Genomic DNA, 18,452 nt, shown 5'->3' with positions numbered 1-18,452 from the left:
CGACATGTGTGGAATTGCTGGGTTTATTGATTTTACCAAAAAATCAGGAACAGATATCCTGCAGCGCATGACTGATGTGATGCTGCACCGCGGCCCGAACGACGCCGGCTACGAAGTGTTCGGGCATCCGGCTGCGAACATCGGGCTGGGCCAAAGGCGGCTGTCTATCCTGGATCTGTCCAGCGGCGGCCATCAGCCTATGCGTTTCGGACATTACACCATCATCTTTAATGGCGAAATATATAACTTCAAAGAGATAAAGAAGGACCTGGAAAAAATAGGTTACACCTTTCATTCCGGTTCCGATACAGAAGTATTGCTGAAAGGATATGATGCCTGGAAAGAACAGGTGCTGGACAGATGCATCGGCATGTTCGCCTTCGTGATCTACGATGAAAGGCAGGATAAAGTGATACTGTGCCGCGACAGGGCAGGCGTAAAACCCCTTTACTATTTCTGGGATGGTAACGTGCTGCTCTTTGCCTCCGAGCTCAAAGGTTTATGCGAGCACCCGCAGTTTGAAAAGGAAATTGATGTGAACAGTGTATCGCTGTTCCTGCAATACAGTTACATTCCCGCACCTTATACCGTATATCGCCAGACCCGCAAGCTGAAGCCGGGCCATCTGCTGACGGTAAGCCTCAACAGGAAAGAGATGCAGGAATGTTCTTACTGGAACGTGCTGGATGCTTACAACCAGCCACTGACCAACCTCTCCCAGCATGAAGTGATCCAGCATACCGAAATGCTCATGAAGAGCGCTTATAACTACCGCATGGTGGCAGACGTGCCGGTGGGCGTGTTCCTCAGCGGCGGTTATGACAGCGCCAGCGTGGCCGCCATCCTGCAGGCCGGTTCGGGCAGCCGTATCAAAACCTTCACCATCGGGTACAAGGAAAAACAATGGGACGAATCCGCAGAAGCTAAGAAGATAGCCCGTCACCTGGGCACTGATCATACAGAATGGATCGTAGGCCCTAAAGATGCGCTGGATGTGCTGGAGCACCTGCCCGAGATCTACGACGAGCCTTTTGCCGATAACTCTACCGTGCCTACCACCCTGGTAAGCAAACTGGCCGCCCGCCAGGTAAAGGTGGCGCTTTCTGCCGACGGCGGCGACGAGATCTTTGCCGGCTACAATAAATTCAACCAGGCCTTACGCTATACCCGTTTCTCAAAACGGTTACAACGGATGCTCAGTCATACCATGTCGGTACTGAACCCTGAAATGATCCCGTATTTCAACAGGAAATACAATTTCGCTTCCCGCTACGAGAAGATGAAGCTCATATGGGGCGCCGGCCAGCCGCAATACGCGTTGAAATACATCAGCCAGTACCTGACCGAAACTGAAACGCAGCACTACCTGCAGGTAAGACCGGAAAAATACCGGACCTCTTTTGACCTGAATGGTGAGCTCAATGAAGTGAACGACCCGCTGAATAAGCTGCTGGCCATGGATTATAAGACCTTCCTGGTAGACAACAACCTGGTAAAGGTAGACCGGGCTACCATGAGCGTAAGCATTGAAGGCAGGGAACCGATGCTCGACCACCGCCTGGTGGAATTCCTGGCGCAGGTGCCTGCTTCACTCAAAGTAAAGGACAATGTAAATAAATATATACTGAAGACGATCGTGCACAAATACATCCCACCCTCCCTTATGGACCGCCCCAAACGGCCTTTCATCGCACCCCTGCAGGAATGGTTCCGGGATGAGCTGCGCGAACAGATGCAGTATTACCTGGCCCCCGACAGGCTGAACAAAACGGGGCTTTTCAATGCTCCACATGTACAGCAACTGCTGGACAGGTTCCTGACAAGCGGTAATATTAGTCATCAGAAACTGTGGAATATTCTCATATTCCAGCTATGGTATAACAGATGGATAGAGAAATTATGACACAGGAAAGAAAAATACGTGTGCTGCAAACCATCCGCCAGGGAAAGATCGGCGGTGGGGAGAGCCATGTACTCGACCTGGTGGCTACATTGGACCGCACAAAATTCGATCCGCTGGTGCTGGCCTTTACAGACGGGCCAATGATCACTGCACTGCAACAAATGCAGGTGCCGGCCCACGTGATCGAAAGCGAAAAAGCATTTGATATTACCGTTTGGAAGCAGGTAAAACGCTTCATGCTGCAGCAGCAGATAGACATCGTGCACGTGCATGGCACCCGCGCCAATACCAACGTATTATGGGCGGCGCGCTCCCTGCAGCTGCCGCTGGTATACACCATTCACGGCTGGTCTTTCCATGAAGGACTGCACCCGGTGATGAAGCACGCCCGCATTGCGGCAGAGAGATACATCACCCGCAAAGCGCAGGTAAATATCTGCGTGTCTGAATCCAACCGGCAGACAGGCCTGCGGGCATTCGGCGGCTTTAAAGCAGAAGTGGTCCGGAACGGCGTGAACCCGCAGAAATTTAATCCGTCCGCAGCCTACCCTGATATAAAGGCTGCCTGCGGAATTCCGGCTAACCACCTGGTGGTAGGTTATATTGCCCGCATGACCCTGCAGAAAGATCCGGTTGGCATGATCAAAGCCTTTGCCAGTGTGGCTGCCCAGCTACCGGATATTACCTTGCTCATGGTAGGAGGAGGTGAGCTGCAGCAAAGCGCCCGGGATACCGCTGCATCGCTGCGCATCAGTGACCGCGTGGTGTTCCAGGATTTCCGGCAGGATGTACCGGCCGTGCTCAGCGCAATGGACATCTATTGCCTGCCTTCTCTCTGGGAAGGATTTCCCATCGGCGTACTGGAAGCCATGGCCATGGGCAAAGCGGTAGTGGCCAGCGATGTGGATGGCACCCGTGAAGCAGTTGATCATGAACATAACGGGCTGCTGGTGCCACCGTCGGACAGCGCTGCACTGGCCAACGCTATTCTACGCCTTGCACGGGACTTCTCCCTGAGAAAGCGCCTGCAGCAAAAGGCGATGGATACCATCCGGTCTACTTATAACGTAACCGGTATGACGCGCAACATTGAAGCTATTTATAATAAATTATTAGCAGCCAGCCACTAGCTTTTAGCTAAGGGCCAACTGCTAAAAGCTAAAAGCTGTTTTATTTTTTATGATCACCTACGAATACGAACGGATTGCAGACATTAAACGCCTCAACTTCATCGCTGCCTGCCTGCAGCAGAGCATTCCCGCACGGGCACGGGTGCTGGACGTAGGCTGTGGTAACGGCGTTATCAGCCGCCACCTCGGACAGTTTGGCTATGAAGTGCTGGGGATAGATATCAGCCAGAAAACAATTGATGTAGCGCGTTCGAAGAACAAGCTGCCCAACGTTCACTTTGAAGCGGTAAGCGCAGAAGCCTTAACTGCACAGGGACAGCAATATGATGCCGTAATATGCAGTGAAGTGCTTGAGCACCTGCACCAGCCGGGCTTACTGCTGCAAACAATTTATGCATCCCTGAAGCCGGAAGGCGTGCTGATCGTAACAGTGCCCAACGGCAAAGGCCCCCGTGAAGTATGTGTGACCAAACCCATGTTAAAGGCGCGCAATAACCCAAAGCTCTGGTCTTTCATCAATAGTGTGAAAAGCTCACTTGGCTTTAAAGGTACTACCGTACAGTCGCAGGCAGATAACCTGGACCACGTACAGTTCTTTACCTGTAAAGACCTGCAGGAACTGGCCGCCGCGCACGACTTTAAAATAGTGCAGATCGCCAAGACCAATTTCGTGGAAGACGTATTCCCTTTTTCCCTGTTCACCAAACGTATCAAATTCCTGCAGGCGCTTGACTGTAAGGTGGCTGAATTGCTGCCCGTAGGTTGTACCGGCGGTTTCAACACCGTATGGAGAAAAGCGTAGAAAAGCCGCAGGCTGCAAGCTACAAGCCGCAAGCCTTGAAAGCGGTGGCTTACAGCTTGTAGCTTGGAGCTTGAAACTTGTAGCTATATGAAGATCGCCTTTATTATACTGGCTCACCGGCATCCTGCACAGCTGAAACGATTGCTGCAGGCTTTGTCGCATCCGGGTATCGATTGTTATGTGCATGTAGACGCCAAGTGTGACCTGTCTCACTGGCAAGACGCGCTCTCGCTGCCGCAGGTATACACCGTACAGCAAAGGGTAAAAGTGACCTGGGCCGGATGGAGCATCCTACAGGCTACCCTCAACGGTATGCAGGCGGTGATGGACAGTAAGGAACCCTATGCTTATATCACCTTACTGAGCGGGCAGGATTATATCCTCAAGCCCGCTGCCTTTATCTACGATTATCTCATCGCCAGGAGCGACAGCGGCCAACAGTTCCTCAACGTGATCTCCGATACGGCGCTGGCGCCCATGATGAGCAAAATGAACAACTATCATTTTGTAGAATATAATTTCCCCGGCAAGTATAAGTTCGGCAACCTGTTAACTGCCCTCATGCCCAAACGACAGCCGCCTCTTGGCTTCAAGCTGTACTGCGGCTCCGCCTGGTGGACGCTTACACCAGACTGTGTGGCATACTGCCTGCAGTTTGAACGAACGCATCCCGCTTTGCGCCGCTTCTTTAAATTCACCTGGGGCTCAGATGAGTTCCTGATCCAGACGATTCTCATGAACAGTGATTACCGTGAAAAGGTGAGCATGGATAACCTGCACTACATAGACTGGGCTGCCGGACTGGAACATCCGAAAACATTCGGCGTGGAAGACATCGGGGCCCTGATGGCCTCCGGTAAGCTCTTTGCCCGCAAGTTTGATATGGAAAAAGGCGCCGCAGTAATGGACCTGTTAGATGAAAGTTTCAGCACGGTGCAGCTGTAAGGTTGTTACCAGACAAGAACAAATAAAGAAGCCGGATGTGATCACTCGTCACATCCGGCTTTCGTATATGGAAACCGTTATTATACTTCCACCGGTTCCTTTTTCTCTCTCTTTACCTTTGCCAGCAGCCTTTTACTTTCCTGCCAGCCCAGGTCCCACACATCGCGCAGGCTTATATCCAGGCGCCGTTTCAGGAAGTAGTAACCGAAGCCCACTGCAAATATTACATTCAGCAGCGAGGCTAACGCAACGGAACGGATATCTGTATAGATCCATACAAACACGATATCACAGGCTACATTCAATATCAGCTTCAGGAAATTCTTGTAGAAATTAATATTCGGCAGGTTGATCATGTCCAGCGTAACGCCGATGAAACGGTCAATAGGCCAGAGAATGGCAGACAGCAATATGATGCGCACAATATCCGTAGCGCCAAGATAGGCGCGGTCTGCCAGTATGATGATCAGCGGTTGTGTGAACAGGAACAAGCCGATAATGAAAGGAAGGATTAACAGTGTAACCGTGCCCGTATATTTTGAGAATGCACGGGCTACTGCGCCATAGTCGTGCCGGTTAGCGGCGCCAGACAAAGTAGGCTGGGCCGTAGCCACAAAACTGCGCAGGATGATCTCAATTACCTCCATGAACTTTTGCGGTATGCTGTAAAGCGCTACAGCTGCGGGACTCAGCATGGTCCTTACCACCAGCGTGTCAGAGTAGTTCAGCAGCGATGAAGATACCATGCTGCCCACAATATGCTTACCAAAGCGAAAGAGCTCCAGCGCCTGTTCTTTCGTACGGAAAAAAAGCGTGCGTACTTTGGTCCACCTGCGTAGCAGGCAATACAGGCTGGCCAGCAGCATCGAGCTGCTGTAGGCATACAGCACATTTTGTATAGTGACCTGCTTTAAAAGAAAAAGGCTGCCGAGAAATACCAGGAAAGAACCGTTCTGCACCAATCTTACTAATACGATCTTCTCAAAACGGTGCTCCGCCTGTAATACCCAGGTGGCAAAGTTCATAGGCAGCGAGCACAGTGTGAGTATGCCCAGCCAGCGGATAAAGAAATGCCAGGTATCATTGAACCAGGGATAGGCGGCAAAGTAAACTACAAAAGAAAGCACCAAGTAGCTCAGTGTAAGCAACAGTGATATATACCACGCTGCTCCCGCCACCTTACGGGCAGTGCTTACTTCCACCCCGGTGTAGAATTTGATCAGCCCTGATTGCAGCAGCGCTGTTCTGATCTGGTCAAGGATGTTATAGGTGCCGATGAAAAGTACCCATTCGCCAAACGCTGTAAGGGGAAGCATCCGAACAAGCAGTGAAAAAGACAACACGTTGAAGAACGCCATCACAATATTGCCCAGCAAAGAATGAAAGTGCCTGTTACGGATGGCAGCCAGAAATCCAAAAGCCATGTACAATCGTTAATGAAAAAAAATATAGTAACGGAGGTCTTTTATTAGGATATAGGTAAAAAAAGCATTGTCAGGAAGGAATCGGCAATGCAAAGCTCTGTTATAAGCGCAAGATATAGTTTTTATCTGGAAAAAAAATCTATTACAACTATTATGCGAGCTTAGCCATAGAATTTCAATAGGCTTATGAATGTAAAAAAATAACAATTTATTATTATCAGTAATACATATGGGAAAATTTTATTATTTGATTCATAAAAAACCCTTTCTTTGCACAATAATATTGGAAAGGAATCATCAGAAGAGTACTTAGTAGCGACGCCCCGGGACAATCCATATTACCTGTCGATGTTATTCACTTAATCTTCATCACGCATGACCAGGGCCTCATGCGATGAAATTTTAACTAAATCTCATTCGATAACCTGAAACCATATTGTTTCATGAAGAACCTCTATGACGTAAACCATCGTTGCAGACCTTTACGCAATCGTATCCGTTTGCTTTTATTGCTGTCTACACTATCCCTCTACCTGAACGCTATCGGGCAGATGAAGAATGTCCCTAGATCCTTGCCGGCATCTTTCAACAATATGACCGGTTATTATGAGGCAGTACCCCAAAGTTATAGTGCCAACCCTTCCAAAAAATATCCTCTTTTAATAGTGCTGCATGGCGTGGGCGAGCTCGCGGGCGCCAACGGCAAAAAGCTGCAGGAAAAAGTGCTGAAGAACGGGCCTCCCAGGCTCATAGAAAGAGGTACTTTCCCCGCTTCCTTTACCGTAAAAGGACAACAACATTCATTTATCGTAGTTACACCGCAGTTTAAGGTATGGCCGGCATCCGGAGATGTGCACACCCTTATTGCCTATCTTAAAACGCAACTGCGTATAGACGATAGCCGCATTTATATAACCGGTCTGAGCATGGGCGGCGGCGTTACCTGGGGTGCGCTCTCAGAAAACCAGGGTCAGGCCAAAAAGATAGCCGCTTCCGTTGTGGTATGCGGCGCCTGGGACCCCCAACCCCGGCTGGCCAATGTGATCGCCGAAGATAATACGCCGGTATGGGCCCTGCATAATGATAACGATCCCACCGTACCGGTGGCTTACTCTAAAGGCTGGGTAAAGGATATCAACAGCCACGTGCCTTCGCCCAATCCAGCTGCAAAGCTTACTATCTTTCAATCACGCAGCCACGACGCATGGACAAAAGCTTACGATCCTGATTACAGGGAGAACGGCATGAACGTCTATGAGTGGATGCTGCAGTATACCGATGGTGCGGCTACCGCTCCGCCATCCAGCCGGGCTAACAGAACCATTCATGTACCAGCCAACAGCTTCCGCCAGATCTATTACCCGGATGTCATGACGACACTCAATGTGCAGCCCGGAGATACGCTTTGCATTGCCGCGGGAGATTATGACTATATCTATTTCAATAAGCTGGTAGGCACCGCAGACAAACCTATTATCATTAAGAACTGCGGCGGACAGGTAAGGGTAGGGGTGAGAAGCACCGCCTCCAACGGGGCTTTTGTGCTCAGCAGATCCAAATACTTCAAGATCGAGGGCAACGGCACTCCCGGTATTACATATGGCTTCGATGTGAACGGCACCAATGCAAAGGGCGCCATCATGTACGGCTTCTTCCTGGGCGACGGTTGTACCGACTATGATCTGCATCATGTGTACATCCACGACTGCGGTACTTTTATACAGGCCAAAACCATCCAGCAATGCGCTCATCCTGAATGGCTCGAAGGCTCCTTCGTAATGCGCAATGTTAAGATCCATGATACGAAATGCCGTAACTCTGCCTGGGAAGGGTTCTACATCGGTAATACCCATTACCTCTTCAGCGAAGGCAGCTGTATAAACATGAAGTCCCACCACATTGAAAATCTGCAGGTATACAATAACGACCTGGAAAATATGGGTAGTGACGGTATCCAGATCTCCATGGCAGACCTGGGTAATAACCTCGTGCACCATAACCGGGTAGTAAATTATGCCACTTCAAAGAATGTGGCGCATGGATACGGTATCCTCGGCGGTGGCGGCAGTACCCTGCGCATCTACAATAACCGAGTGGATAAAGGCTTTAACTGCGGCATCCAGATCTTCGGCAGCGGCATTAACTACGTATATAACAACGTCGTTTCCAATGTAGAATATGAAGGGATCAATGTAACGGATAAACTGCAGTTCCAGCCTGCAACCGGCTATATCTACAACAACACGATATATAACACCGATGTGAACGGCATAAAGATCTATGCGGACCTTACCACCGTAGGGCATAAGGTCTATAATAACCTGGTGATCGCCAAAGGCACTGCCTATGATTACCCGCAAAGCGGTTTCTACATCAGGGGAGCCAAAGCCATCAAGTTCGAAGCGCTGAACAACCTATCCTATAAGACGATAGACGAAGCCCGTTTTGAAAATGCCGGCGCCAATGATGTAAGGCTTACCGCCCAGTCAGGCGCCGTGAACCATGGCCGCGATATGAACGACCTGAGCCTGCACACCGATATGGATGACCATAGCCGCCCGCTGAGCGGTAAGTACGACGTAGGCGCTTATGAGTTCAGTGGTGCGCCTGCGGCTAATACAGCTCCTGTGGCCGACGCAGGTAAAGACCAGGTATTCACCCTGCCTATCAGCCTCGTGGCACAGCTGGATGGCAGCAATTCCAAAGACCCGGATGGCACTATAAAAACGTATTCCTGGAAGAAAAAGACCGGGCCGGTGCTCGGCTCCATCGTAACGCCCAATGCCGCGAAAACAACGCTGGCAGCCCTGGTGGCAGGCGTGTATGTGTTTGAGCTGACCGTAACAGACGATAAAGGCGCTACCAATGCAGACGAAGTGACCGTTACCGTAAGCGCAGCCGCCAACAAACCACCGGTAGCTAATGCCGGTACTGATATCACCATTACCCAGCCCGCCAGCAGCGTACAGCTCAATGGCCTGAACTCCAAAGATGCAGATGGTACCATCAGCAGCTATAGCTGGAAAAAGATCAGCGGGGCTGCCGGAGAAACCATCGTAACGCCTAATAGCAGCAAATCCAATGTAACCGGCCTCAAACCAGGTACTTATGTGTTTGAGCTCACGGTGAAAGATGATAGAGGCAGTTCTTCTGCCGACCGTGTAAGCGTAACTGTTTACCCGGCCAAGAATGATCCGCCGGTAGCCAGGGCAGGTGTGGATAAGACCATTACCCTGCCGCTCAACACCGTTGAACTGAATGGCATCACTTCTTCTGATGCGGATGGCCGTATTGCTAAATACAGCTGGCATAAAGTATCCGGTCCCACCGGCGGCGCCCTGAGCGCCCCCGCTGCTGCCAAGACCAATGCCACCGGCCTTACCGCAGGCGCCTATGTATACGAGCTGACTGTAACGGATGATGACAACGCTACCGCCAGCGACCGTGTAGTGATTACTGTGATTCAGTCCACCACCAATAAACCACCGGTAGCCAATGCGGGTAATGATGTGACCATCACCTTGCCCACCAGCTCCACACAGCTGAACGGCAGCGGCTCAACAGATCCGGATGGTAGTGTTACTGCTTATTCCTGGAAACAGCTGAGCGGGCCTTCCACCATAAAGATCACCAGCCCTGGCGCCAACATCACCGCCGTAAGTGGTTTCATACAGGGTTCCTACTCATTTGAACTGAAAGTAACAGATAATAAGAACGCTACTGCTACAGACCGGGTAACCGTTATCGTGAACAAGGCGGCCAATAAAGTGCCTGCTGCTCATGCCGGTAACGATATCAGCATTACCCTGCCGGTGAACAGCGTACAGCTGGACGGCCGCAGCTCATCCGATCCGGATGGCTCCATCGCCGCCTACAGCTGGAAGAAAGTGAGTGGCCCGGCAGGTGGCGCCATCAGCACACCTTCAGCCGGTACTACCAAAGTAACTGGTCTGCAGGCCGGCGCCTATTCCTTCGAGCTGACAGTGACCGATAATGGCGGCGCTACCGCTACTGACCGGGTCAACGTTACAGTGGCGCCCGAAGCGGTGAATGCTCCACCGCTGGCCAAAGCAGGCAGCGATATTACCATCACCCTGCCGCTGAGCAGTACACAGCTGAACGGCAGCGCTTCAACAGATCCTGATGGTAGTATTACCGCTTATTCCTGGAAACAGCTGAGCGGGCCTTCCACCATTAAGATCGCCAGTCCAGGCGCCAGCACTACCGGTGTAAGCGGGTTTATACAGGGTAGCTACTCCTTTGAGCTGAAAGTAACAGATAATAAGAACGCTACTGCTACAGATCGTGTAACGGTGTTCGTTAACAAAGCGGCCAACAAGTTGCCGCTCGCCAACGCAGGCGGTGATAAGAACATAACGCTGCCACAGAACAGCACACAGCTGAACGGTAGCGGTTCATCCGATCCTGATGGCAGTATTAAGGCATACGCCTGGAAACAGCTGAGCGGGCCTTCTACCATAACGATCGCCAGTCGCGCCGCCAGCATCACAAACGTAAGCGGCTTTATACAGGGATCATACTCCTTCGAGCTGACAGTAACTGATAACGATGGCGCTACTGCTGCAGACCGGGTAACCGTTAACGTTAGCAAAGCAGCCAACAGGCAACCCTTGGCCAACGCAGGCGCCAACAAAGACATCACCTTGCCGGTGAACAGCGTACTGGTAGATGGCAGCGGCTCATCAGACCCGGATGGCAGCATCAGCAGCTATACCTGGACCAAGATCAGCGGCCCGGCCGGAGGCGCTATTTCCAACGCGAAAAACAAGACCACCAATATCACCGGCCTGGTAGCCGGCAGCTATGAATACCAGTTAACCGTAGCTGACAACCAGGGCGCCACCGCATCCGATCGTGTGACCATCACTGTTCATCCGGAAGTGCGTGTCAACAAAGCACCGGTAGCCATTACCAGCGCTGATCAGCGTATAGAGCTGCCCGTGAACCAGTTGTACATCAACGGCCGGAGCTCTTATGACCCCGATGGCAGCGTCACCGCCTATACCTGGAAACAGGTAAGCGGCCCGTCAACAGCTGCAATAGCGCATGCCGACTGGACAGAAACGCTTGTCAGCGGGTTGAAACAGGGAGCTTACGTATTTGAGTTGAAAGTGACGGATAACGATGGCGCCACTGCTACAGACCGTGTTACCATCACCGTTGCAGCCGCTCCGCCGGTGAGCAACAGACCGCCGATCGCCGTTACGCAGGGTGACCAGGTGATCCAGTACCCGCAGAATTATGCGTTTGCTACAGGCAAAAACTCCTACGATCCGGACGGTTCTATTAACGACTATGCATGGAAACAGCTCAGCGGCCCTGCCACTGCGGCTATCGAAGCGCCCAACGCAGCAGAGACCCGCATCATAGGATTAAAACAAGGTAAATACACCTTCCAGCTGACAGTAGACGATAATAAACACGCTGCCAACAGCACCACCTTTACGATAGACGTAATCGCGGATAAAATACTGCGGCCCATTGATACCGTGGCCATGTGGCCCAACCCGGCCATCAACTTTATCCGCGCCTCTGTACGCTACCTGGGTACGGGTGAGAAACTATACTTCTCTGTATACGACATGACCGGCAGGTCGCAGGCGGTGTTCACACATCCGCTGACCGACCGCACCTTGCAGAAAGACCTGGATATCAGCCAGCTTCCGGCGGGTTATTACATGCTGGAAATTAAAGATGAGAAAAACCAGTTCCACTGGACAGGTAAATTCCTGAAGACAGGCAACTAAGAGCGAGAACCCGTTTATATAAAGAGGGCTTATGTGTAAAACATAAGCCCTCTGCTTTTATATCAGCGGTGATTATTTACGCTTTGATTCCAGGATAGCCTTGTATATATCCGCTACGGAATTCTCCCAGGTATGTGAGCGCGCAAAGGCAATACGCGCCGCCTTTGCTTCAGGGCTTTTATCCTGCAGCGCTTTTTCGATCAGCGGCACATAATCGGCCGGCGTGGCCGCCAGGTACACATGATCCTTAAACAGCTGCATGGTCTTCGTATCTGTTGCCACAGTAGGCTTGCCCATCGCCAGGTATTCATCTATCTTCAGGGGATAATTGCCCGCGGTGATCTCATTTAGCAGCTGTGGGTTAATGCACACATCAAAGTATTGCAGGTATCCTGGCAATTCATCCAGGGCCTTGCGTCCCAGGAAATGAACATTGGCCTGCTGATGCAGCGCAGACGCCTGGAACACCTCATCTTCCGGTCCCACCAACACGATCTGCCAGCCAGGCCGTTGGCGGCTGATCTCCATCAGTATCTCCGTATCCAGGCGCATGGCCGTTAAAGCGCCTACATAGCCTATAACAGGAGCCGTAGCAGGAGGGAGGTCTGCTGGCCTTTCATACTGCTTGTCCGGGGTAAAGAGGCTCAGATCACAACCCTGGCCTACATAGTGACTATCAGGATTGTACTGCAGCAGCATATCCGTAAGATATAAGGAATTGGCCACAGCCACATCCGCCTTGGCAATATGCCGGGGTTCCAGCGCCTGGCCATGACGTTTCCAGTAATCCATGGCTACCAGGTAATCCCGGCTATAGTAAATATAGCGGTCCGGCTGCAGCAATTCTTTCAGGTAAAAGCCCCGGAAAATATCGTTATCGTTAAATAGCAGCACATCTTTGAAGCCCAGCTGCGTAATAGCCTCCTGGATACTTTTGGCAAAGCGCCGGTTATTGATCCGGTTAAATACAGAGAACACAGGGGTATAAGGGATCCAGTTGGCCGATTCCAATACCCGGTTGGGGTACAGGTTCCAGAAATTATCCGCTATGGGCACTACGCCCGGGGCCTGGCCTTTCACCACCTGCAGGTGGTACGCCACTTCCTTGTCGTTCCGCTGTTGCAGAATGGTCCTCCTGTCCAGCGGCGAATTCACATACAAAACCCGGTTGTGCCGGGCAAACTGTAAGGCAATATTTTTACAGTTGCTGCCTATGGGGGTATACCATTGCTGTAAGCCTACAATAACAATATCCCTGTTCTGAATAAGGGGCATAAGGAATTTGAAATGAACTGCGAAGATAGTAAAAGTGGTATATTTATATAGACACCCAAAAACAAGGCCATGACGGAAACAATAGAAATAAGATTGCTTACAGCAGAAGACTATTTTGATCTGAAAGAATCCATGATGTCTGCCTACTCCGATATGGCCGGCAGCTATTGGCGCGAAGATACTATCCGCCGCCTGATCAGCCTGTTTCCGGAAGGACAGATAGCGGTCACCGTAAACAGTAAAGTAGTAGGCTGCGCCCTGTCTATCATCGTTAACTATGGCAAATTTGGCGACGATCATACCTACGAACAGATCACCGGCTATTACACCTTTAACACACACGACCCCAAAGGCGATATTCTTTACGGCATCGAAGTGTTCGTGCATCCGGACTATCGCGGTAAGCGCCTGGCGCGCCGCCTGTACGACGCCCGCAAAACCCTTTGCGAACGCCTGAACCTGCGCGGTATCGTGGCCGGTGGCCGTATCCCTAATTATGAGAAATATGCTGAGCAGTTGTCGCCAAGGGAATACATAGAAAAGGTGCAGGACAAAGAGATCTATGATCCTACGCTCACGTTCCAGTTCTCCAACGATTTCCTTGTAAAAAAGATCCTTCGTAACTACCTGCCGCATGATGAAGCCTCCAAAGGCTTTGCCACGCTGCTGCAATGGTATAATATCTACTACGAGAAGGATGCAGATACCGTTCGTTATAATAAATCCATTGTGCGTATAGGCCTGGTGCAATGGCAGATGCGCGACTACCGCAATCTCCAGGGCTTCCTGGAACAGGTGGAATATTTCATAGACGCCGTCAGTGATTATGGTTCTGATTTCGTGGTATTCCCTGAATTCTTCAATGCGCCGCTGATGGCCGAGTTCAACCAGCTGGATCCCGCTGGCGCTATCCGTGGGGTGGCCAGGTATACCGAACAGATCAGGGATGAATTTGTCAGGCATGCCGTGTCTTACAACGTCAACATCATCGGCGGCAGCATGCCCATTGTAATAGATGAGCAGCTGTATAATATCTGCTACCTCTGCAGGCGGGACGGCACTTTTGATCATTATATCAAAATGCACCCCACACCCAGCGAAGTATTTGCCTGGGGCATCAAAGGCGGCCAGGAGCTGAAAACATTCGATACAGACTGCGGCAAGATCGGCATCCAGATCTGCTACGATGTGGAATTCCCCGAGCCCAGCCGCATCCTTTCTGAACAGGGCATGCAGATCCTCTTCGTACCTTTCCTCACCGATACCCAGCATGCGTATAACCGTGTACGTTTCTGCGCCCAGGCACGTGCCGTGGAAATGGAATGCTATGTAGCCATCGCCGGCTGTGTAGGCAACCTGCCCAAAGTAAACAATATGGACCTGCAATATGCACAGAGTGCCGTACTAACGCCTTCAGACTTTCCCTTCCCGGTTACCGGCATCAAAGCAGATGCTACCCCTAATACCGAAATGATCGTTATTGCCGATGTTGACCTTGTACTGCTCAAAGAGCTCCACGCTTTTGGCAGCGTGCAAACAAAGAAGGATATGAGAAAAGATTTGTATAACGTAATTTGGAAGCCGGAAAAAAAGTAAACGTATTATATGCAACACAAGATCAACCTGGCCCTGCAGATCATTCCGCAGGTAGCCAGTGAAAGAGTATATGCCGTGGTAGACGAAGCCATCGCCATTATCCAGGCATCCGGGGTGCCTTACCGGGTATGCCCCTTTGAAACCGTGATGGAAGGACCTTATGATCAGCTGATGGACATTGCCCGCCGTGCACAGGAAGCTTGCTTTAAGGCCGGCGCCAATCAGCTGCTGGTCTATATCAAAATGCAGATCAGGAAAGATGAGGATGTAACGATGGAAGAGAAAGTGGGTAAATACGATCATGCCTAAACGAGCTGATGCTCGATCGCTATCTTGATCACCGCCGCCATGCTGGGAACATCAAACTTCTTGATGATATTGCGGCGGTGTGTTTCTACCGTCAGCTGACTGATACATAACTGATCAGCAATAACGGCGCTGGTACAGCCCTGCGTGATCAGGCGCAGTATTTCGGTTTCACGCCGCGTTAATTGCGGAACTGTGCTCCTGGCAGGCGCCTCCAGCATCTTCTTTGCCGCTTCGCTGCTGAAATACAGGCGGTCATTCACGGCGCTGTCAATGGCGATCTGCAGTTCTTCCGTGGTAGCGGTCTTCAGCAGGTAACCCGATGCGCCGTTGGCCAGCATACCGTTGATCATGCTCCGCTCATTATAATTGCTCAGTGCCAGGATACGCAGCTGCGGGTATTGCTTGCGCAATTCCAGGCAGAGATCAAGCCCGCTGGTATCCGGCAGGTTAATATCCAGCAGCACAATATCGGCATGCTGTCCCCGCAGGAACTCCCTTGCTGATTGCGCGTCTGAACAGCTGCCAATAACACTCACGTAAGTGATCTCCTGCAGCAGGGATCTGATGCCGGCTGTCACTACCGGGTGATCGTCAACTATTAACAGCGATATCTGTTGTTGCGTGCTCATTGAACTGGATGTTTATGCTGGTGCCCGTGTTGGCGGCAAACTGGATCTCCAGTTTACCATTCAGGTAATCTACCCGGCTGCGAACGTTGCTTAAACCGCTGCCGTGGCTCTTTACCTGCTTCGGATCAAAGCCGCTGCCGTTATCTTCTACGGTAATGCTCACCTGTCCTTCATCCTGTATGCAATCCACCAGTATGCGGCTGGCTTTGGCATGTTTCAGGGCGTTGTTCACCAGCTCCTGTACGATACGGTATATGGTCAGCTGTACATTCGGCCGCAGGTCATTCTTTTCCATCCCGTAGCATTGCAGTACGATCGCTGTTCCACCGCTTTCCAATCCTTCACAGAAATCTCTCAGCGCTGCTGCCAATCCGAAGCGGAGCAAGGTTTCCGGCATCATGTTCCTGGCAATGCGCCTTAGTTCGTTAATAGAACCATCCAGCTGGCGGCTGGTAGCTGTGAGCTGCTCCTGCAGCCGGTTTTCGCTGCCGGTATTATCTTTTATCCTGGAAAGATCAATCTTCACGCTCGTCAGTAATCCGCCCAGACCATCGTGCAGATCGCGTGCAACCCGCTCCCGTTCCCGTTCTTCGCCTTCCATCATCGCCCTGATATTGCTCAGCTGTTGCTGCTGTTCGATTTCCTTCAGCTGCTGCCTGTGAACGATGGCCTGCTGGGCCGACAGCTTTTTGTTGATCCGGTAATAGTACACGCTGAAGGCAGCTATCACCAGCAGTATAACGGCAGCTACGCCAGAAAGCCAGGCGGCCAGCCGGTTGTTCTTTGCCGACAGGATAGCGATCTTATTGGCAGATGCCAGGTGCGTGATGGTCTTTTCTTTCTCCGCCGTCCTGTATTTTACTTCCAGGGTATTGATCTTCAGCTTAAGCTGCGCGCTATTAAGGCTGTCGTTGATCTTGTTATAGGCCAGCAGCCATTTATAGGCTTCGCTCATGTCGCCCAGGTTGGCGTTAAGCTGTGACAGGTGTTGATAGGTGGCTTTCCGGTTATTGACGTCAGACATGAAGACTGGGTCCTTCGCAACAGCACTCAGGAACTGTTTGCCTTTTGCGTATTTTTTCTCTTCCAGGAAGATGTTGTATTTACGGAAGATCAGCATCTGCAGGATCATCTCCTGCTTCAGCTCACGGGCCATGCTAATGCCTTTGTCAAGGCTGATGAATGCTTTGTTAAACTGCTCCGCCATCATGTACCAGGTGCCTTCATTATAATAATACAGGGGATAGTTAACGGATTCCGGGTGCCCTTCCAGCATCGCCCTGGCTTTACTGAGCGCTTCCCAGGCTTGCTGTTTCTTTCCGCTGTAAATGTAGTTGCTGGTCGCGGAAAGGTAAGCCAGCACCAGGGTGGGTGATTGCGGGAAGTGCTCTTCCAGCAGCCGGATCGCCTTGTCGTTATAGATGGCCGCCTTGTCGAACTGCGCGTTATACATAAGCAAAGTAGCCAGCTGCGAATAGAAATGCGCGGTCTTTTGTTTGTTATTGCCTTTTTCTGATAGCGGGATCACCTTGTTCAGCAGCATGTCCGTCACAAAAGCATCGCCTTCGTCCGCCTTTCTCATCAGCGCATAATTGTATAACGATGCCGCCCTGAACTCATAGGCTTCCGGATCTTTAAAGCGGGTCATTGCCTTCTCAGTTTTCGAGAACAGCCCTGCAGCCTTTTCATGATTGCTGTCAAAATAAAACCATCCTTCGTAGAAATCGCCAAGCGCCAGTATCATAGGGTATTTAGCGGCATCGCGCCTGCCTTGTTCCAGGTACTGCCATGCTTTCAGGGTATCCTTTGTTTTCCAGTAATCAGCCAGAAGGTAGTTCAGGCGGGCGTTTACGCTATCGGAACTGCTGTGCTGCAATACATTCACCAGGCTGTCGGCATACGATTTTTCGTTAGGCGCCATCTGGGCTTTACAGGGCAGCGCCAGGTAAAGACAAAGGATGAATAAGCAGTGGGTTCGGGTCATACTAAAGCACAATATGGGCAAAGCCCTAAAGATCATACAATCCTTTTAAATAAAAAATACCTGTTTATGAGTAGATGAAAATACTGCTGCCCGGGTATTGAATAACAACCAGCTATGGTAGAGCTTTGTACCCGACAATACAAAACACGGTTGACCCACCGGATACAAAATTTTAAAGCAACCATATGAAAAGAAAAAAATTCAGCCTTTTGTTCGCGGCCTTTTCCTTAACCCTTGCACTGTCCAGCTGTGGCGGAGATGATGATAACCCGGGCCCTTCCGGGGGAGACTGCCTGTCAGACAAGATAACGCTTACGCAAACACGTGTAAATGACCTGAATACCCAGCATTCAGTGCAAATTACCTTTGATGCCAAGAATACCTCCTCCAGCAACTACGACATTGCAAAAGGAGTGAAGGAAATATACGCTGAAATAAAAGTGACCACTACAGACAATACGGTATACACGGAAGAACAGCCCTTGCTGGTTACCACACTGAATGCCGGCGCTACGGCATCTGTAACGCAAAGCGCAGACTACGGAGTAGGCAAAACCTACAAGAGTTACACGATAAGGTTGTACTGCAAATAAGGTTTTTAGAGGACTATCGGTAAAAGGCGCGGATCCCACGGGATCTGTGCCTTTTTTTATACGATAAATTGATGACATTTACATTTTACTATGT

Annotated in this window: 12 protein-coding genes; 8 read left to right on the top strand and 4 right to left on the bottom strand. The window is 50.8% G+C overall.

What is annotated here, in order from left to right; all coding sequences use genetic code 11:
- Window positions 1-4 precede the first annotated feature (4 nt).
- From asnB to ACR9Y8_RS01965, 4 genes are all read left to right on the top strand, one after another.
- A complete protein-coding gene (gene asnB, locus ACR9Y8_RS01980) occupies window positions 5-1,903 on the top strand; it encodes an asparagine synthase (glutamine-hydrolyzing) (RefSeq protein ID WP_481211544.1) in 1,899 nt (632 codons plus the stop codon).
- The gene (locus ACR9Y8_RS01975) at window positions 1,885-3,033 is read left to right on the top strand and encodes a glycosyltransferase family 4 protein (protein WP_481211543.1); all 1,149 of its coding nucleotides are present in this window, start codon (window positions 1,885-1,887) and stop codon (window positions 3,031-3,033) included. Before asnB ends, ACR9Y8_RS01975 begins: the two co-directional genes overlap by 19 nt.
- A 49-nt stretch (window positions 3,034-3,082) precedes the next feature.
- A complete protein-coding gene (locus ACR9Y8_RS01970) occupies window positions 3,083-3,835 on the top strand; it encodes a class I SAM-dependent methyltransferase (RefSeq protein WP_481211542.1) in 753 nt (250 codons plus the stop codon).
- An 87-nt stretch (window positions 3,836-3,922) separates the two neighbouring features.
- Window positions 3,923-4,780 carry a beta-1,6-N-acetylglucosaminyltransferase gene (locus ACR9Y8_RS01965; protein ID WP_481211541.1) on the top strand — a complete coding sequence of 286 codons (858 nt, stop codon included), beginning with the start codon at window positions 3,923-3,925 and terminating at the stop codon, window positions 4,778-4,780.
- 80 nt (window positions 4,781-4,860) lie between these two features.
- Here ACR9Y8_RS01965 and ACR9Y8_RS01960 read toward each other — a convergent pair whose 3' ends face one another.
- Complete coding sequence (locus ACR9Y8_RS01960; protein ID WP_481211540.1) at window positions 4,861-6,204, bottom strand: oligosaccharide flippase family protein; 1,344 nt, start codon at window positions 6,202-6,204, stop codon at window positions 4,861-4,863.
- A gap of 443 nt (window positions 6,205-6,647) precedes the next feature.
- Between ACR9Y8_RS01960 and ACR9Y8_RS01955 the strand changes: the two genes are divergently transcribed.
- Window positions 6,648-11,972: a PKD domain-containing protein gene (locus tag ACR9Y8_RS01955; protein ID WP_481211539.1), complete on the top strand. Its 5,325-nt coding sequence runs from the start codon at window positions 6,648-6,650 to the stop codon at window positions 11,970-11,972.
- Between the two features lie 72 nt (window positions 11,973-12,044).
- Here the strand turns inward: ACR9Y8_RS01955 and ACR9Y8_RS01950 are convergent, their stop codons facing one another.
- Complete coding sequence (locus ACR9Y8_RS01950) at window positions 12,045-13,247, bottom strand: glycosyltransferase (RefSeq protein WP_481211538.1); 1,203 nt, start codon at window positions 13,245-13,247, stop codon at window positions 12,045-12,047.
- Window positions 13,248-13,316: 69 nt separating this feature from the next.
- Here ACR9Y8_RS01950 and ACR9Y8_RS01945 point away from each other — a divergent pair, with 69 nt between their 5' ends.
- Together ACR9Y8_RS01945 and ACR9Y8_RS01940 are read left to right on the top strand one after the other, a co-directional pair.
- Window positions 13,317-14,843, top strand: coding sequence for a GNAT family N-acetyltransferase (locus ACR9Y8_RS01945; protein ID WP_481211537.1), 1,527 nt, complete (start codon window positions 13,317-13,319; stop codon window positions 14,841-14,843).
- A 9-nt stretch (window positions 14,844-14,852) separates the two neighbouring features.
- Window positions 14,853-15,152: a thiamine-binding protein gene (locus tag ACR9Y8_RS01940; RefSeq protein ID WP_481211536.1), complete on the top strand. Its 300-nt coding sequence runs from the start codon at window positions 14,853-14,855 to the stop codon at window positions 15,150-15,152.
- Here ACR9Y8_RS01940 and ACR9Y8_RS01935 read toward each other — a convergent pair.
- Together ACR9Y8_RS01935 and ACR9Y8_RS01930 are read right to left on the bottom strand one after the other, a co-directional pair.
- Window positions 15,149-15,781: a response regulator gene (locus ACR9Y8_RS01935; RefSeq protein ID WP_481211535.1), complete on the bottom strand. Its 633-nt coding sequence runs from the start codon at window positions 15,779-15,781 to the stop codon at window positions 15,149-15,151. The two genes, ACR9Y8_RS01940 and ACR9Y8_RS01935, sit on opposite strands and share 4 nt — an antisense overlap.
- A complete protein-coding gene (locus ACR9Y8_RS01930) occupies window positions 15,744-17,765 on the bottom strand; it encodes a tetratricopeptide repeat-containing sensor histidine kinase (protein ID WP_481211534.1) in 2,022 nt (673 codons plus the stop codon). The genes ACR9Y8_RS01935 and ACR9Y8_RS01930 overlap by 38 nt, the downstream gene beginning before the upstream one ends.
- Window positions 17,766-17,950: 185 nt before the next feature.
- Here ACR9Y8_RS01930 and ACR9Y8_RS01925 point away from each other — a divergent pair, with 185 nt between their 5' ends.
- Window positions 17,951-18,358 (top strand): hypothetical protein, encoded by a 408-nt coding sequence (locus tag ACR9Y8_RS01925; RefSeq protein WP_481211533.1) that lies wholly within the window; start codon window positions 17,951-17,953, stop codon window positions 18,356-18,358.
- Window positions 18,359-18,452: the final 94 nt, after the last annotated feature.

It is taken from the genome of Chitinophaga sp. SVR4-12A (assembly GCF_056754765.1).
This window is presented reverse-complemented; position numbering and strand designations above follow the sequence as displayed.

What these genes read in the sequence shown, in the direction of transcription:
- asnB (WP_481211544.1), top strand. Translation starts at nt 5, where the DNA reads ATGTGTGGAATTGCTGGGTTTATTGATTTTACCAAAAAATCAGGAACA.
- ACR9Y8_RS01975 (WP_481211543.1), top strand. Translation starts at nt 1,885, where the DNA reads ATGGATAGAGAAATTATGACACAGGAAAGAAAAATACGTGTGCTGCAA.
- ACR9Y8_RS01970 (WP_481211542.1), top strand. Translation starts at nt 3,083, where the DNA reads ATGATCACCTACGAATACGAACGGATTGCAGACATTAAACGCCTCAAC.
- ACR9Y8_RS01965 (WP_481211541.1), top strand. Translation starts at nt 3,923, where the DNA reads ATGAAGATCGCCTTTATTATACTGGCTCACCGGCATCCTGCACAGCTG.
- ACR9Y8_RS01960 (WP_481211540.1), bottom strand. Translation starts at nt 6,204, where the DNA reads ATGGCTTTTGGATTTCTGGCTGCCATCCGTAACAGGCACTTTCATTCT.
- ACR9Y8_RS01955 (WP_481211539.1), top strand. Translation starts at nt 6,648, where the DNA reads ATGAAGAACCTCTATGACGTAAACCATCGTTGCAGACCTTTACGCAAT.
- ACR9Y8_RS01950 (WP_481211538.1), bottom strand. Translation starts at nt 13,247, where the DNA reads ATGCCCCTTATTCAGAACAGGGATATTGTTATTGTAGGCTTACAGCAA.
- ACR9Y8_RS01945 (WP_481211537.1), top strand. Translation starts at nt 13,317, where the DNA reads ATGACGGAAACAATAGAAATAAGATTGCTTACAGCAGAAGACTATTTT.
- ACR9Y8_RS01940 (WP_481211536.1), top strand. Translation starts at nt 14,853, where the DNA reads ATGCAACACAAGATCAACCTGGCCCTGCAGATCATTCCGCAGGTAGCC.
- ACR9Y8_RS01935 (WP_481211535.1), bottom strand. Translation starts at nt 15,781, where the DNA reads ATGAGCACGCAACAACAGATATCGCTGTTAATAGTTGACGATCACCCG.
- ACR9Y8_RS01930 (WP_481211534.1), bottom strand. Translation starts at nt 17,765, where the DNA reads ATGACCCGAACCCACTGCTTATTCATCCTTTGTCTTTACCTGGCGCTG.
- ACR9Y8_RS01925 (WP_481211533.1), top strand. Translation starts at nt 17,951, where the DNA reads ATGAAAAGAAAAAAATTCAGCCTTTTGTTCGCGGCCTTTTCCTTAACC.